Here is a 15,121-nt window from a genome sequence, read left to right on the forward strand (position 1 = left end):
TCACTTCGATAGACACGGAACACCCGGTATTGAAAGGTTGTGGATGCGATGTCGCAGCTACCCCAAAACAACGAAGCCTTCGATTACAACCCCGAATACGCCAAGCTCTACCAGGAAGATAACAACGAGCAGCCTAGCCCGGATACTTCTGACGAACAGCTACTACCCGCAAATGAGTCTCCGGGTGAGTTCTCAGATCAAGCGGCGGGTAAAAGGGCAGCGAACCTCTCCCTACTGTTTGTCTTCCTCAGCCCGCTGTCTTTCTTTCTAGGGTTCTGGTGTCTTGTCCAAGGTCTTGAAGAAACTGCTCTGCAGATAGCTCTCCTTGCCCCAATCCTGAACATCCTGGGTATCTGGCAGGGATTCACAGCAAGGCGGCGCGGTACGCGTGCCAGCGGTGGCCTGATTCTCAACGGGCTGGGGCTATGCATTTTCATTGGTATCGCCGCCTTCATCATGCTGATTGTGAACGCCTTGTCAGGCATCAACTAATGACGCTGGCTCGATGGTGAGCTCAGATGCTCTCCCGAGTCGCTAGCCACGTAACACCCGGTATTGAAAGGTTGTGGATGCGATGTCGCAGCTACCCCAAAACAACGAAGATTTCGATGACAACCCCGAATACACCAAGCTCTACCAGGAAGATGACAGCGAGCAGCCCGAGGTCGACGATACGGACGACTGGTCGCTACATGAAAGCGAGCTACCTCCCGACGTGCGGAGGGCACAAGCCGGTAAAAGAGCAGCGAACTTATCCCTCCTTTTCGGTGCCCTGGGCCTGCTGTTTCTCTTCCTGGGGATTTGGTTGTTTGCCGAGGAGCTTGAAAACGGTATAGTCCTGGCTATTATTGCCCCATTACTGAGCATCCTGGGCATCTGGCAGGTGTTCGTGGCACGCCGGTACGGCAAGCACGCCTTCGGAGGCCTAATCCTCAGCGGGATAGGAATCGGCATTGTCATTGCTATCGTTGCCCTCATCATATTGATTCTGAACGCCTTGTCACACATCCACTAACGATGCTCCCGGTAACTCAAAACGGCATATGCGAAGAGCCCCGTTCCTCGCGTTGAGGAACGGGGCTCTTTGCGCTCCGCACATGAGGCGAAGCAGAAGCTATAACGCGGATGGTAAGGGATTTGAACCCTTGAGACGGGGTTACCGCCTACTGGTTTTCAAGACCAGCTCCTTCGGCCGCTCGGACAACCATCCATGCACTCCAGAGACCGGCATTTTATGGCAATACCGTGCCGCAGGGCACTAAGAGATTATCGCACGTTGTATGCTTTCTGTAAATCGCGCACCGACGATGGTGCTTCCGGCAATGAGGAGGACTCATGAGAGCAATTATCGAGAAAAACCACGGTGGACCTGAGGCTCTGACCATCACCAAAGTACCCGCCCCCGTGCCCCGCTCCCACGAAGTTCTCATCCGTGTTCACGCCGCCGGAATCAACCGCGCCGACGCTCTGCAGCGCCGCGGATTCTACCCGCCGCCCGCTGGTGCGAGCGCCATCTACGGCCTCGAAGTAGCCGGCGTTATTGAGGCGGTCGGTGAGGGTGTCTCCGTGGAGAACCGTGGCACTTCCGTTATGGCGCTGCTCGCCGGAGGCGGCTACGCCGACTACGTGACCGTGCCGGTCGACCACGTGCTACCCGTGCCGGAACAGTTGAGCTTTGTCGAGGCCGCTGCCATTCCCGAGGTTGCGGCAACTGTCTACTCGAACCTGGTGCTCACCTGCGGTATGAGTATGAACCCCGCCGAAAACCTCAAGGAAGACGGCGAACCCGCGGTGGTGCTCGTGCACGGCGGTACCGGCGGTATTGGCGTGCACGCCATCCAGTTGGCGCTCGCCGCCGGCACTCGCGTGTTCGCGACCGTCAGCACCGAGGAAAAAGCGGAATATGTGCGCTCACTAGGTGCGGAACCCATTATTTATACCGAACATTCGTTCCGTGAAGTCCTGCTCGCTGAAACCGGCGGCCGCGGCGCCGACTACATCCTCGACGTGGTGGGCGGAAAGTACCTGGACGACAACCTGCACACCCTCGCCGACGGCGGCCACCTGTGCATTATTGGTCTGATGGGAGGCGCCAAGGCAGAAGTGAACCTGGGGTACATGCTCTCCCGTCGTCTGTCGGTGCACGCCACGAGCCTACGCACCCGCTCCGACCGACAGAAGGCTGAGATTCTGCGCGGTGTACGCGAGCACGTGCTGCCGCTGATTGAATCCGGCAGGATTGGTGTGGGGCTCGACCGCGTCTTCGACATGGAGGAGGCAGCTGCCGCCCACGAGTACTTCGACTCGGGTCAGCACCGCGGCAAGATTGTGCTGCGCATGGTCTAGAAATCGCTGCGCTCCCCGCGGTGCCGCTTCACGTGGGTGCCGCGGGGAGCATCGCGTGAGGGGCGTGGTGAGAATCTGGGCTTGAAATAATCAGCTGACTGCTGACATCTCGTCACTAAAAGAAATTTAGGGTAACCTAAGCATAGGGAGGTTTGCGGGTCGCCGCAGAGCCCATCACCGGCAGCCTCCACCGACCAACAAACACGGCACACACACCACGCAAAGGAGGGCACATGGGGCTCAAAAGCTACCTGCAATCGCGCCGCGACGACGCCGAACTCGGCAAAGGCATCTGGCGCCGATCCCACGACCGGTTCATCCGCGGCATCGACCGCTTCCACCAGGTCCTCGAACGCCTAGCAGCAACCGATTCATCCACCTCCATGATTGAGCTCATCGTGCCGGACGCAAACGCGCTCGCCGACCTGATTCCGCGCGTGCGCGCAGTCGCCATGGAGGCGCACCGCCTCGCCCCCAGCGACGGCGATATTCCCGCCTCCCCGTTCGGCACCTACTCCGACCTGAACCGTGCCCTCTCCAAGGCGGGTAACGCCGTTGCCCTCTGCGCCGAAGCGCTCGCCATGGCTCGTTGCTTCGGCGAATGCGCCACCGGATGCGACCGCCAGGTGAGCGTACACCGCCGCGTGGAAACCGTCCTTCAGCACATTGAGGAAGCCGAACGCCTCATTCAGCGCGCCCAGAAGGAAGCCGCCGGCGAGCTGACCTTCGACGACGGAATCCCCGTAGGCCGCACCGAACTCGTCGAAGCCTAACACCAATCGCGTGACCCGCCCGCAGCACCCACACCGGACGTTGCGGGCAGGCTCATTTAAACCGCCCACCGTGCCGCGTCCGCCAGATGAACACGGCCAATCTGAACGGTGCCGAGAGGGCGGGTTAGTTTGATGTGCACCTCAACAGGCGATACGCTTAAAGAAGGGGTGTGGGACACTTCTTATGCGGTTCCGTCACAATGGAGGTGACGACACAACGCGATGGTACGCGCGGAAGAACCGCAGGCTTTTTCCTGCCCCTCTACGGCACAACCCAATGCACAATAATTCACGGAAGAAGTCACACACCATGTTTGAATTCCACCGCAACGAGCGCGCACGCCAGCTGCGCCCCAGCCTCTCTCGTTCCTGGCTCCTCGTGCGCGCCAACTCCACTGAAGAAGTTTTTGAAGAGGCCTTCGAATCCGAGGCTGACTCCATCATCATCGACCTCGAAGACGGCTGCCCCCCCGAAGAGAAGGACGCCGCCCGCGAACAGGTCGTCCGTATGCTCAACTCCGGCGTCGTCGCATGGGTGCGAATCAACGCCATCACCACCGAACACTGGTGGAAGGACGTCAAGGCCCTCAAGAACGTGAAGGGCCTGCGAGGCGTCATGCTCGCCACCGCAGAGCACGCCACCGACATTGACCGCACCGCAGCCGAGCTGCCCCCCGGAACCCCCATCATCGCGCTGATCGAGTCCGCACTCGGCGTGCACCACTCCATCGAAATTGCGCGCGCAATCGGCACTTTCCGCCTCGCATTCGGCGCAGGCGACTACCGCCGCGACACCGGCTCCTCCGCAACCCCCATGGCGCTCGCCTACGTGCGTTCGCAGCTGGTCATCGCATCCACCCTGGGTGGTCTGCCCGGCCCCATCGACGGCCCGACCCTCGGCGCATACGGTGCCGACCTCTCCAAGGCATGCGGCTACGCGAACGACCACGGCATGACCGGTAAGATCACCCTGGACATCCGCCAGACCGAGACTATCAACGCGGCATTCTCCCCGAGCGAGATTGAAATCGAAGAAGCACACCAGATGCTCGACGTGCCCCTCGACGGCCCCCGCGATGGCTCCTACCTGCCGCGTTACCTGCGTGCAAAGAAGGTCAAGGAACTCGCCAAGGTCTACGGCCTGTGGGGCAAGACCGACAGCGACTTCCAGCGCGCCTCCAAGTAAGGTGCTCGCCTAAAGTACACGCGCAAAAAGCCGCGCATCCGACCCCTGAATGGGGAACCGGATGCGCGGCTTTTATCTGCCTGAAACCTCTGGCGCGCTACAACTTAGCTACTAGTTGCGGGGCGACTTGCCGCCCGTCAGCGCATGAGCGCACACGTACGAAGTCACCAAAGAAATCACGATTGGCACCAGGAACGAGGTGTCATCCTCATACACCGAACGGTAGAAGAACCACACCGCCAGGGAAACCACCAGCGCCAACACGTACACCAGAGCAAAACGCATCGTGGGGCTCATCGGGCGTGCAGGGCCCGTGGAGGCACGATCAGCCTGCGAACGGCCCCTCTGGCGCTTAGCGGATGCGGATCGAGAAGACATGAGAATCTCCTAAAGTTCGACGGTGACATCTTCGAGAAAACGACAACTCTCAGATGCTAAAAACCGCCGCAACACACCGGAAACCGGCACGCGTTACGGCGGATGTGGAGCCCCCAGTGGGATTCGAACCCACGACCTTTTCTTTACGAGGGAAATGCTCTACCCCTGAGCTATAGAGGCACATATACGTTTGTTCCCAGACGCCCGAAAGCAACCGGCGAACAGTGCATACCCCGCAATAGTACCAAAAAGGCGGGGGAGAGGCTAATTACTTTCAACACCGGCCCCGCAGCTGGGAGCAGGCGATAGGGCAGCTATGGTGTGCACTGCATTCACCCCGCAAACCCGCCCGAAGATAGGGAAAGTTCAGGGCAGAGGCATACAATAAACCCTGTACCCACGGCGGCTGGCAGCACCTCACAGTGCACATCAACCACAGGCGTATCAACCACAGGCCAGACCGCCACCCGTAGAGAGAGGAACCACCATGACTTCACCCCTCAACCGCCGCACCCTGCTGCTGGGCGTAGTGCCCGCCGCCGCCCTGGGACTGAGCGCATGCGGTTCCAGCTCCTCCCAGCCCTCCGCATCGGCATCTGCGAGCGGTTCGGCAAGCGCATCCGCAAGCACCGCCGCTACCTCGGCAAGCGCATCCGCAAGTGCTACCGCGAGCGCTTCGGCATCCGCTAACTCCTTGGCTTCGGCAAGCGCGTCGGCAACCGCCGATGATGGCTACGTCGGCTACCGCCTCAACCGCGAAGTACCCGGCGCAGGCACCGCAACCCTGTACACCGACTACCAGTGCCCCTACTGCGCCAAGGCAGAACCCAAGTTCGAAGAAGCCGCCAAGAAGCTCGACGGCATCATGAACGTAACCGTGCGCCACATGCCGCTGAACATGCACGCCAACGCCGTACCCGCCGCACTCGCCGTGGAGGCCGCCGAGGCGCAGGGCAAGCATCTTGAAATGGCGAACAAGCTCTTCGCTACCCAGAACGACTGGAAGAGCATCAAGGAACGCGACAAGCTGCGCACCCTCTTCAACGACTACGCCAAGGAACTGGGTCTGAACACCGAAGAATTCGACAAGGTCCTGCTCGCCTCCGATACCGTCAAGCCCATTCAGCGCGACTACGAGCACGCCGTGAAGATTGGCGTGAAGGGCACCCCCACCTTCGTCGTGAACGACAAGGTCGTTGACAGCCTGGATTCGTCCTCCTCGGTGGATGATTTGGTCAGCACCTTCAAGCGTGAAGCTGGCGTGAAGTAGTGGCGCACATTCAGCTCTCCGGCGGTCAGCGCGCCGAAATCCATCCCGACGGGTTCAGCGACCACGGCTACGTCCTCGAAATCGGCGGCGCCGAGCAGTCCCACGTGGACGCGCAGAACCCCGACTACGTGTTCTACGAGTACCTGCGCCGCATCGCGAACACGGTGGATGCGCTCGCACCCGCCGGCGAACCCATCACCGCCGCACACCTGGGCGCCGGTGCGCTCACCCTCGTGCGCTATATTCAGGCGACCCGCCCCGGCTCCCGCCAGGTTGCCGTGGATATTGAGCCCGAGCTCATGGGTTTTGTAACGGACCGCCTGCCGCTACCCGCCGGAACCGACTGCCAGCTGGTGGTCGGTGACGCTCGCGAGCAGCTGGCGAACCTGCCCGAACTGCTGGGCGTGCCCGGCTTCGACGCGATCATTCTCGACATCTTCACCGGCATGGATGCGCCCGCCCACCTGGCAAACCGCGACTTCTACCGAGAGCTCAAGGACGCCCTGAGCGAGCGCGGCATGGTCGCCATCAACGTGGGTGACGATGCGGGTCTGCCTTTCTTCCAGCTGCAGGCAACCGCCATGCTGGAAGTCTTTGACCACGTGTGGTGCCTGTGCGAAAGCTCCCTGCTCAGCGGGCAGAACGAAGGCAACCTCGTGCTGGTTGGTACCGCCCGCGAGCTGGACGAGGACACCCAGGACTGGCTCTACGCCCTGGGCCCGCATCCGGCGGAGGTGCTCACCACCGATGGGCTGCGCGACCTGCTGGAAGAGCTGGCCGAGAGCTAATCCCGGCATACAAAACCGTTGAGGCGGGTACCAACTAGGTACCCGCCTCAACGGTTTTCACTATGAGTTTTCTATAGGGGTTTTCTATATGCCACGTGCCGGCAGAATTTTGGTTTTACTCGGGTAGCGGCATGGGAACGGGGTCCTCGCCCTCACCCTTCTGCGTGGAGGAACCACCCTTCGTGGTGGTGAGCGTAATACCCACACTCGCAGTCATCAGCAGGAAAATTGCCACCCAACGAATCGAGCCGGTCTCCTGATTCAGCAACGCCCAACCGGCAATCGCCGCAATAGCGGGCTCCATACTCATCAGCACACTAAATACGCGCTCCGGCAGGTTACGCAGAGCCATCAGCTCCGCGCTATAGGGAATCACCGAAGCGAACATGGCGGTACCAAAAATCATGAGGAGCAGCATCGGATCCTGCGCCGCATTCCAAATCGGCTGAGGCGCCGGAACAACCGCCGCCACCGGGGCAATAAACGCAGCACCAACAAGCATCGCCACCGCCAGGCCGCTCGCACCCGGAACCAGGGCACCCACCTTCGCGCTAGAGCGAATATACAACGCCCAGAACACGCCAGCAATCAACGCGAACGTCAGACCCAGGTAATCGGTATCCTTACCAACCGCCGCCTCATAGCCGAGCACCAGCATGCCCGCCAGGGCGCAGAGCACCCACACCGCGTCGCGGAGCCTGCGCGTCAGCATGGACGCCAACGCCAGCGGGCCCAAGAACTCCACCGCAACCGCCAAACCAATCGGGATGCGGTCAATCGCGCAATAGAAGAAGCCGTTCATCAGACCGAAAGTCATACCGAAAATGATGACGGCACGCCACTGCTCCTTCGACCAAGACAGCGCACCCGGCGGCATTTCGCCGCCGCATCGGGTACGCCAACGCGCCGCCAACCACACGGCGCTACCCACCACCATGGAAGCAATCGCCAGACGGCTGACACTAATAGCCAGAGCACCAAACAGCGGGAAGAGCGTCACCGCGAACGCGGCACCGAACTGCAGCGATGAGCAGGACATCAGCACAAACATAATGCCCAGTGCGGGGCGTTGAGATGAAGTATGCGGCATGATTCTCCTTCCTGCGCCTCACAAGGCGGTACTTCTCCACGTGTGCATGCTGTGCCGCTACGGGGCAGAACGAACGCTCCAATAGCGCCGTTTAAAGAGCGCGCCCCCCGGGCAACACGAGATACTATCCTACTCGTTACCCGGGGGGGGGGGCTAGAAGCCGTTGACACGGCTACAGTTCAGTAGATTAGAGGCCCTTCGCCTCACGGTCAGCCTTAATCTGTTCAGCCGACGGAATCGTAATAGAGTTAGTCGCCATCTGCGCAATATCCACCGCGTGCGCATCCACCGCACCCGGCAGGTAATGGTCCGCATCCTCCAGCGTGCCGTCCTCCTGCGCCTTCTTCTGCGCACGAGCGTGAGAAATCGAAATACCGATACTCGCAGCCACCAGCAGAGCAATAGCAACCCAACGGACCAGGCCGGTAGCCTCACCAAGCATCACAATACCCACAGCCGCCGCAATCGCAGGCTCCAGGGACAGCACCACGCTATAAATGTGCGCGGGCAGCAGACGCAGCGAAGAAACCTCACCCAGCGCCGGCAGGGCAGAAGCCAGCAGACCCATCAGGCAGCCAATAGCCAGCAGGTGCACATCCTGGGTGACCTTCAACAGGTTATTGCCGCTTATCAGGAACGGGAACGGCAGAACCAGCAGGGTAGAGACAACGTTACCCACGACCATGCCGCCCATACCCGGAATCAGAGCGCCAACCTTCTCAGTCGCCAGAATATAGGCGGCACGAGAAATAGCGGTCAGGATTGCGAAAACCACACCCATCAACGCGAAATCTTCAGGCTTCGCCTGGGACTCAGCAGTCAGAATCGCCATGCCCGTAAATGACAGAGCAATCCACACCAGGTCCAGCTTACGGCGCGACATAACCGTCGCCAGCACCAGCGGACCCATAAACTCAATAGCCACCGCAATTGCTAGCGGAACCTGCTCAATAGCCACATAGAAGAAGGCATTCGCACCGGTCAGGGCGACACCGAGGACAATGACCGCCATCCACTGCTGACGGGTCCACGAACGAATCTGCGGGCGGAAGAACACCCACAGCAGGATAGAAGATGTCAGCAGGCGCAGAGCGACCACGCCCCAGGGGCCCAAATCGCCCATGAGCTGCTTGGCAAGAGCCGCACCGAACTGCGCCGAAATAATCGCGCCGGTCGCGTACGCAACACCCAGCCCCTGAGTCGCCAGGGGAGAACGCGCAGCATTGGGCGTATGGGTGGAAGAAGTCATAGTATTCCTTAGGATTCAGAAGAGGTATTAGCCGCTATCTGTCATCAGGCGCAACCCGAATCTCCGTGAAGCAGGTCACGCACTATGCAAACAATGAATAGTGTGTAATCTACGACAATTTTACGCGCTTTAAAATTGGGCGCAAATAAAGACCAAAACACCCTAACAAGCGATCAAAAACCTCCACGCCCTCGGTGAAATTTCACCCCCCAAACCCCACCACAGGCCCCATATTCAGGAAAAATTCACCAAGCCGTGATTTACTGAGAGCATGCTTGACCCGAAGAAGTCTCTATTCGATGAAGACGGCAACCCCCGTCCCGCACTGACCACCACCCTCGACAACGTACTGCGCATGCAACGACCGCTCGCGCTGTCCATCGTCAAAAAACTGCGTGAAGCACACCCCGACGAAACCCCCGAACAAATCCACAAGCGCCTCGACCGCACCTACCTTCGCGACATCACCGCCATCGGCGGCGTCACCGGCGCATCCGCATTCGTGCCCGGCGTCGGTACCGTCACCTCCATGAGCCTGTCCGCGCTCGCAGTCGGCGGCTACCTCGAACGCACCGCACTCTACGCCCAGGCAGTCGCAGAACTGCACGGCGTGCACGTACACGACGCTGAAACCGCCCGCTCCATGGTCATGGCAATCATGCTCGGTGAAGAAGGCTCCCAGCTCATGAACACCGTGCTGCTGCAGACCGGCAAGGCAGGCGGCGTCTCCAACAAGTGGGGTATGCTGCTCGGCAACTCCTCCAGCGGCAAGATGTTCAGCGTCGAACGGACCATCCGCAACCTGTTCATCCGCCGATTCCTCACCCGCCAGACCGGCGCACTGCTCGGCCGCGCCCTGCCCTTCGGCGTAGGCGCAATCGTAGGCGGCGGCGCAAACCTGACCCTCGGCAAGGACGTTGTGCGCAACATCCGCCGAGCCTTCGGCGACGCACCCGCCTACTTCCCCGCAGAGCTCATGATTACCCCGCGTGCACCGCGCGTACAGGGCGGCGAAGGTTCGGAAGGCTCCTCCAGCGTGGCTGGCTCCCTGCTCAAGGGCGTCAAAGACGCAGGTAAGGCTGTAGGCAAGGTCTTCACCCGCGACAAGGGCAACGACACCGAAACCGGTCACCACCGCATGCTCGGCCGCTAAAATCCTCGCCGGTCATAAAACCGGAACATAGCGAAGACCCAACACGCTAAAGACCCCGAATCCCTGAATGCAGGGACCCGGGGTCTTTTGTTTATATCTTTGCTACGGACTAAGCGTTCTTCGCATGGTCCAGCAGCTGAGCCGCAATACCGTTATAGGTGTGCGGAGTCAGAGCCGACAGACGCGCCTCAGCCTTGGGGGAGAGGCCCAGAGTAGCCACAAACTCCTTCAGACGAGCAGCATCCACGCGGTGACCGCGAGTCAGCTCCTTCAGACGCTCATACGGGTTCTCCATGCCGGGAACACCTGCGATAGCCTCAGCGCGCATCACCATCTGGATCGCCTCAGCCAGAACCTCCCAGTTCGCATCCAGATCAGCGGAAATAACCTCGGTCGCAATATCCAGACGCTCAAGGCCCTTCACCACATTGGAGATAGCCAGCACCGAGTGACCAAACGCCACACCAATATTGCGCTGCGCCGAGGAGTCAGTCAGGTCACGCTGCCAACGAGAAGTCACCAGGGTCGAACCCAGCGAATCCAGCAGAGCGTTAGAGAGCTCCAGGTTAGCCTCCGCATTCTCAAAGCGAATCGGGTTCACCTTGTGCGGCATAGTCGACGAACCGGTCGCACCAGCCACCGGAATCTGACGGAAGAAACCAATCGAAATGTAGCTCCACACATCGGTGCAGAGGTTGTGCAGCACACGGTTGAAGTGCGCGATATCCGAGTACAGCTCGGCCTGCCAGTCGTGCGACTCAATCTGGGTGGTCAGCGGGTTCCAGGTCAGGCCCAGGTGCTCCACAAAACCACGAGAAACAGCCTGCCAATCAGCGTCAGGAACCGACGCATAGTGAGCAGCGTAAGTGCCGGTCGCACCATTAATCTTGCCGAGGAACTCGGTAGCAGCAGCGTGCTTCACCTGACGCTTCAGACGGTAGGCGAGAACACCCAACTCCTTACCCAGGGTGGAGGGAGTTGCAGGCTGACCGTGAGTGCGGCACAGCATCGGCACGTCGCGGCCTTCCTCAGCCAGCTTCAGCAGAACCTCAACCAGGTTCTCAGCAGCCGGAACCCACACGTTCTCAACAGCGTCCTTGATGCCCAACGCGTAGGCGAGGTTGTTAATGTCCTCGGAGGTGCAGCCGAAGTGAACCAGCGGCACCAGGTGACCCAGGCCCAGGCCCTCCAGGCGGCGACCAATGTAGTACTCAACCGCCTTCACGTCGTGAACGGTGACTGCCTCAATCTCAGCCAGCTCCGCCACAGAATCAGCGTTGAAATCGGTCACGATGGCGCGCAGGCCCTTCTTCTGCTCCTCGCTCAGCGGGGACAGACCCGGCAGCACCTCGTGCTCGCACAGGTAAATGAACCACTCAACCTCAACGTGGATGCGGTCGCGGTTCAGCGCCGCCTCAGAAAGGTAGTTGGTCAGGGGTGCGGTCACGGATGCGTAGCGTCCGTCCAGGGGGCCCAGTGCAAGTTCGCCGGTGCCCAGATCAATACGGCCAGAAGGCAAGAAGGTGTTATTGGTGTGAGACATAACTCTATTTTTGCATGAATTCGCCGAAAAAAAGAGGCGGGCAGAGCATATGGACGTGATGGGTGGCTGGGTTAGTTGCAGAAATATGACAAAACGAGGGGGTACGGAGGGGGCATTTTTCGGGTGATAAGGGGTAAAAACGTGCGAATTTTTCGAAACAAGCCTGAGTTATCCACAGGTTGCCGCACTCCACCTGCACGGTCACCGCGGCAGATTTAGCCTAAAACAAACCCGCCGTGAAAGGACACACTATGAGCACCCTCGTCGACACCACACCACCACCCGTACCCCAGCTGCCCCGGATCGAACCGACCGATATTCTCCGCGCAGCAGGACACATGGGCATCGGCACCGCCGCCGGCCACGCCCTCGCCACCCAGCTCATGGCAGCAGCCACCCTCGCCCGAGCCAAAGGCGCAGAACTCTCCCACCGGATGCGCACCGAAGCCCAAGAAATCCGTACCGCACACCAACGTGCCACCGAACTTAACGGCGACCACTGGACCTCAGAAGCAGGACGCGCCTACCGGCGACAACTCGAAGAACACCGCGACAAAATCCGCAACCAAGCCGAACAAGCCGAAAGCGCCGCCGCCATGATCGCCGCCGCCGGTGAAGAACTCGCCAACGACCTCACCGCCAAAGCGCAAGCCATCAAAGCCGCCGCCTCCGCCGTAGATAACCTGCTCGGCAAACTCGCCGACGGCGTCGCGGACGCCCTCGAAAAACTCAACCCCGGCGAAATCATCGCCCGCTCAGGCGTGCAAAAAGCCCAGTCAACGCTCGATTCACTCATGCACGTGAACCTGCCCGACGGGCTGAGCTCGCTCATCCGAACCCACTAACCTCACCCCAGGAGACACCATGCTTACCGGACCTACCGTTGCGCCCATCGGTGACCTCGCCGACTCCGCAGGACCCACCGCAGGCACCATCAGCGTTACCCTCGAAGAAATGCCCGCCATCGCCGACGGGCTCGACACCGTCAGCCGCACCTGCGCCGACCGAACCATGCCGATTCTCGGCATCGCTGCCGAAACCAGGCTCTTCCTCGGTATCAACGGACGCGCCCAGCAGGCTGCTGGTCTCTGCGCCGGCCTTGCTACAGAGCTCGGCGGAAGCGCGCTAAAGTTCGGCGCCACCGCAGCCGCCGTCCGCACCGCCCACAGCTCCTACCTGCAGACCGAAAATATTGTCGCAGGCTGGTTCGAATCCATGGGCATCGCAAAGGACGGCAAGCTACCCGATGGACGCAGCACCCGAGATCACCTGCGCGGCCTCATCGCCGGAGAACCCGGCGAAGCCGACTACCTCATCAAGCTCACCATTCCCGAGCTTGGGTATTTCGCGGCCTATTGGGTATTGCCTCATTCGCCTGTAGTAGCAGCCATTATCTTCGGTTTCACCGCCTATATGGACGCCAAATGGAATCCCGAAATTGCCCGTCAGCGTATTGCTGGGCGACTCTCCGCTGTAACAAAAATACCCCAGGGAATCATCGAAAAAGTCTTGGCCGTAGGCGGAGTTGGAATCGTCGGCCCTCTCCGTGATCCGGATTCTGATAAGAAAGCGCATAACATGCGCACTGCCTCAGCCGACGATTACGGGGTCAGCGCACATTCCGGCGAGAAGAACCGTCTAACGGTGGACGCTAGCGCTGAACGTCTGCAGGCTGCTGCCAAGGCGCAGGACCAGGAGTTTGAACGTTCCCAACAAGAGCCGACAAAGGGTGAACGCGGTGCAGTACTCGTCACTGTCATGTACGAAGCAGGACACGAAGGTGACCCAGCCCATGCCCTGTATGTGGTGAGTATTCCGGGTACGAACTTCTCATCCGTGGGTGGCTCTCCTATAGATCTCCCTGGGACTCTACGCGAAGCACTGGGTAACGATACTCTGGAGAACCCTGCCTATCAGATGGTTCTGCAGGCTCTACGTGAAGCCGGAGCACCTCAAGGTGCCCGCGTGTACATGGAAGGTTTTAGCCAGGGAGGCATGATTGCCTACAACATGGCGAATAGCACTGAAGTTGCTAAAGAAATCAACATCGTGGGTGTCTACGCTCAAGCTTCCCCGCTACGAGGTCTGCCGGCTAAACGTCGTGACTTTGGAGTGGACTACGTGGAAGGAGATGGAGACTGGGTTCCTGACTCTGCGTTTAGGCCTGAAGGAGGCTGGCGTCCCGATGAACGTGATACCGCAATTACGGTCTCAAATTTCAAACATGACAGCGGGGCATATAGAGAAACCCTGCAACGTGAAGGATACGGAAACCAGACCCTGGGTGCTCTCAAAGCAGCCATGGGTAATAAAGGTTACGTGCAAGGGGAACAAAAGGTTACCTCGGCTTCCGCTATGCCTGATGGTTACACGTTTGAAGAACGTCTGAACGAGTATGGATTGCGTGGAGCTAGGTACGGTAAACAGGCTCTTGAAGCTGGGGTGCAGCTTGATCCTCGAGTTTTATATGAGGGTATAGACCAACTAACAGATGGGGAACTACACCGAGTAGATAGCGTAGTGCGTGCCAACGTTGAAAATACTCGGCAGAATGTCGAAGATACCATCTCAGACGTCCAGCAGGGCATGGAGATTGCCAAGCAGAAGGCTGAGGGTCTCCAGCGAGAAGCCGGAGAAGCCGCCTGGGCGGTTGCTCAGCAAATCCCCGCCGTCATCGAGGGCGCCCAAAAGACCATCCCTCACCCTGAGCCGACTCCACAGGAATCTCAGAACCCGCAGCCTGCATGGCCCGAAATGCCTGTGCCACAGATGCCCAAGGTGCCTCTCCTGCAGGGATACAACCCGCAGCATCTGCCGTCCGCCATCAATATGCCGAGCGACCTGAGCCGCCCCGAGCCTGCCCCCATCAAGATGCCCGGGGACCTGAGTCGTCCGGAGCCTGCGCCCATCAAGATGCCCGCTCGAATCGAGGCAGAAGGGCAGCTACCCCCTGCAGGGCTGATCCCGCCGGACATTCTGCCCAAACCTGCAGATCTGCATACGCACATCGAAAAGGCTGTTACTCAGCCATTCATCGATCAGTTGCAGCTCCCTAGTGTGGGCTCTGTGCTCAAGAATCCTCCAATCTTCGGATCTGGACAGGGCGGAGACTACGACGGCGGTGAGTCGCTCATCCCCACTCTGCCGGACCTGAAACCTGCGCCCATGCTCCCGCCCAAGAGCATTGACCCGGGATTCCTCGCACCAACTCCGCCCGAGAATATCGATCCCGGGTTCCGCGCACCAGGCCCTCCCGAGGACCTGACTCCCCTCGAGGAGCGTGAACCCCTGATGGTCTAAAAGCCCAATCTCAAGAACCAATCTTGACGGCTCGGTGGAGGGTGG

The 15,121-nt window shown here is 59.9% G+C and carries 14 protein-coding genes and 2 tRNA genes; 10 read left to right on the top strand and 6 right to left on the bottom strand.

The annotated features are described in order from the left end of the window. The first annotated feature begins 48 nt into the window (after positions 1–48). Together RQ593_RS00515 and RQ593_RS00520 are read left to right on the top strand one after the other, a co-directional pair. A complete protein-coding gene (locus RQ593_RS00515; protein ID WP_311449509.1) occupies positions 49–492 on the top strand; it encodes a hypothetical protein in 444 nt (147 codons plus the stop codon). 82 nt (positions 493–574) lie between these two features. After that, a complete protein-coding gene (locus tag RQ593_RS00520; RefSeq protein WP_294627235.1) occupies positions 575–1,015 on the top strand; it encodes a hypothetical protein in 441 nt (146 codons plus the stop codon). Positions 1,016–1,122: 107 nt separating this feature from the next. Here RQ593_RS00520 and RQ593_RS00525 read toward each other — a convergent pair. Continuing rightward, positions 1,123–1,210 (bottom strand) — tRNA-Ser (locus RQ593_RS00525). A 125-nt stretch (positions 1,211–1,335) separates the two neighbouring features. On the opposite strand from RQ593_RS00525, the gene RQ593_RS00530 reads away from it, so the two are divergent. The 3 genes from RQ593_RS00530 to RQ593_RS00540 all read left to right on the top strand — a co-directional run bounded on the left by RQ593_RS00530 (position 1,336) and on the right by RQ593_RS00540 (position 4,305). Next, a complete protein-coding gene (locus tag RQ593_RS00530) occupies positions 1,336–2,346 on the top strand; it encodes an NAD(P)H-quinone oxidoreductase (protein ID WP_311449510.1) in 1,011 nt (336 codons plus the stop codon). Positions 2,347–2,579: 233 nt separating this feature from the next. Then, positions 2,580–3,119, top strand: a complete 540-nt coding sequence (locus tag RQ593_RS00535; protein WP_311449511.1) for a dehydrogenase — start codon at positions 2,580–2,582, stop codon at positions 3,117–3,119. 310 nt (positions 3,120–3,429) lie between these two features. Further along, a complete protein-coding gene (locus tag RQ593_RS00540) occupies positions 3,430–4,305 on the top strand; it encodes a CoA ester lyase (RefSeq protein ID WP_311449512.1) in 876 nt (291 codons plus the stop codon). A 111-nt stretch (positions 4,306–4,416) separates the two neighbouring features. Here RQ593_RS00540 and RQ593_RS00545 read toward each other — a convergent pair whose 3' ends face one another. Together RQ593_RS00545 and RQ593_RS00550 are read right to left on the bottom strand one after the other, a co-directional pair. Then, the gene (locus tag RQ593_RS00545) at positions 4,417–4,683 is read right to left on the bottom strand and encodes a hypothetical protein (RefSeq protein ID WP_102033556.1); all 267 of its coding nucleotides are present in this window, start codon (positions 4,681–4,683) and stop codon (positions 4,417–4,419) included. A 105-nt stretch (positions 4,684–4,788) separates the two neighbouring features. After that, positions 4,789–4,863: transfer RNA gene (locus tag RQ593_RS00550), tRNA-Thr, on the bottom strand. A gap of 307 nt (positions 4,864–5,170) precedes the next feature. On the opposite strand from RQ593_RS00550, the gene RQ593_RS00555 reads away from it, so the two are divergent. Together RQ593_RS00555 and RQ593_RS00560 are read left to right on the top strand one after the other, a co-directional pair. Further along, positions 5,171–5,953, top strand: coding sequence for a thioredoxin domain-containing protein (locus RQ593_RS00555; RefSeq protein WP_311449513.1), 783 nt, complete (start codon positions 5,171–5,173; stop codon positions 5,951–5,953). Beyond that, positions 5,953–6,741, top strand: a complete 789-nt coding sequence (locus tag RQ593_RS00560; RefSeq protein ID WP_311449514.1) for a fused MFS/spermidine synthase — start codon at positions 5,953–5,955, stop codon at positions 6,739–6,741. Before RQ593_RS00555 ends, RQ593_RS00560 begins: the two co-directional genes overlap by 1 nt. 115 nt (positions 6,742–6,856) lie before the next feature. On the opposite strand, the gene RQ593_RS00565 is transcribed toward RQ593_RS00560, so the two are convergent. Both RQ593_RS00565 and RQ593_RS00570 read right to left on the bottom strand, forming a co-directional pair. Then, entirely contained in the window at positions 6,857–7,831 is a 975-nt protein-coding gene (locus RQ593_RS00565; RefSeq protein ID WP_311449515.1) for an EamA family transporter, read from the bottom strand. Between the two features lie 187 nt (positions 7,832–8,018). Continuing rightward, positions 8,019–9,080: a DMT family transporter gene (locus RQ593_RS00570; protein ID WP_012902817.1), complete on the bottom strand. Its 1,062-nt coding sequence runs from the start codon at positions 9,078–9,080 to the stop codon at positions 8,019–8,021. A gap of 271 nt (positions 9,081–9,351) precedes the next feature. Between RQ593_RS00570 and RQ593_RS00575 the strand changes: the two genes are divergently transcribed. Next, positions 9,352–10,233: a di- and tripeptidase gene (locus RQ593_RS00575; RefSeq protein ID WP_311449516.1), complete on the top strand. Its 882-nt coding sequence runs from the start codon at positions 9,352–9,354 to the stop codon at positions 10,231–10,233. A 109-nt stretch (positions 10,234–10,342) separates the two neighbouring features. Here the strand turns inward: RQ593_RS00575 and purB are convergent, their stop codons facing one another. Continuing rightward, positions 10,343–11,776 carry an adenylosuccinate lyase gene (purB, locus tag RQ593_RS00580; protein ID WP_049353985.1) on the bottom strand — a complete coding sequence of 478 codons (1,434 nt, stop codon included), beginning with the start codon at positions 11,774–11,776 and terminating at the stop codon, positions 10,343–10,345. 236 nt (positions 11,777–12,012) lie between these two features. Between purB and RQ593_RS00585 the strand changes: the two genes are divergently transcribed. Both RQ593_RS00585 and RQ593_RS00590 read left to right on the top strand, forming a co-directional pair. After that, positions 12,013–12,621 (top strand): ABC transporter substrate-binding protein, encoded by a 609-nt coding sequence (locus RQ593_RS00585; RefSeq protein WP_311449517.1) that lies wholly within the window; start codon positions 12,013–12,015, stop codon positions 12,619–12,621. A 19-nt stretch (positions 12,622–12,640) separates the two neighbouring features. After that, the gene (locus RQ593_RS00590) at positions 12,641–15,076 is read left to right on the top strand and encodes an extensin (RefSeq protein WP_311449518.1); all 2,436 of its coding nucleotides are present in this window, start codon (positions 12,641–12,643) and stop codon (positions 15,074–15,076) included. Positions 15,077–15,121 lie beyond the last annotated feature (45 nt).

Source organism: uncultured Rothia sp. (assembly GCF_963507905.1).
In the GTDB taxonomy this organism is placed as follows: domain Bacteria; phylum Actinomycetota; class Actinomycetes; order Actinomycetales; family Micrococcaceae; genus Rothia.

What these genes read in the sequence shown, in the direction of transcription:
- RQ593_RS00515 (WP_311449509.1), top strand. Translation starts at nt 49, where the DNA reads ATGTCGCAGCTACCCCAAAACAACGAAGCCTTCGATTACAACCCCGAA.
- RQ593_RS00520 (WP_294627235.1), top strand. Translation starts at nt 575, where the DNA reads ATGTCGCAGCTACCCCAAAACAACGAAGATTTCGATGACAACCCCGAA.
- RQ593_RS00530 (WP_311449510.1), top strand. Translation starts at nt 1,336, where the DNA reads ATGAGAGCAATTATCGAGAAAAACCACGGTGGACCTGAGGCTCTGACC.
- RQ593_RS00535 (WP_311449511.1), top strand. Translation starts at nt 2,580, where the DNA reads ATGGGGCTCAAAAGCTACCTGCAATCGCGCCGCGACGACGCCGAACTC.
- RQ593_RS00540 (WP_311449512.1), top strand. Translation starts at nt 3,430, where the DNA reads ATGTTTGAATTCCACCGCAACGAGCGCGCACGCCAGCTGCGCCCCAGC.
- RQ593_RS00545 (WP_102033556.1), bottom strand. Translation starts at nt 4,683, where the DNA reads ATGTCTTCTCGATCCGCATCCGCTAAGCGCCAGAGGGGCCGTTCGCAG.
- RQ593_RS00555 (WP_311449513.1), top strand. Translation starts at nt 5,171, where the DNA reads ATGACTTCACCCCTCAACCGCCGCACCCTGCTGCTGGGCGTAGTGCCC.
- RQ593_RS00565 (WP_311449515.1), bottom strand. Translation starts at nt 7,831, where the DNA reads ATGCCGCATACTTCATCTCAACGCCCCGCACTGGGCATTATGTTTGTG.
- RQ593_RS00570 (WP_012902817.1), bottom strand. Translation starts at nt 9,080, where the DNA reads ATGACTTCTTCCACCCATACGCCCAATGCTGCGCGTTCTCCCCTGGCG.
- RQ593_RS00575 (WP_311449516.1), top strand. Translation starts at nt 9,352, where the DNA reads ATGCTTGACCCGAAGAAGTCTCTATTCGATGAAGACGGCAACCCCCGT.
- purB (WP_049353985.1), bottom strand. Translation starts at nt 11,776, where the DNA reads ATGTCTCACACCAATAACACCTTCTTGCCTTCTGGCCGTATTGATCTG.
- RQ593_RS00590 (WP_311449518.1), top strand. Translation starts at nt 12,641, where the DNA reads ATGCTTACCGGACCTACCGTTGCGCCCATCGGTGACCTCGCCGACTCC.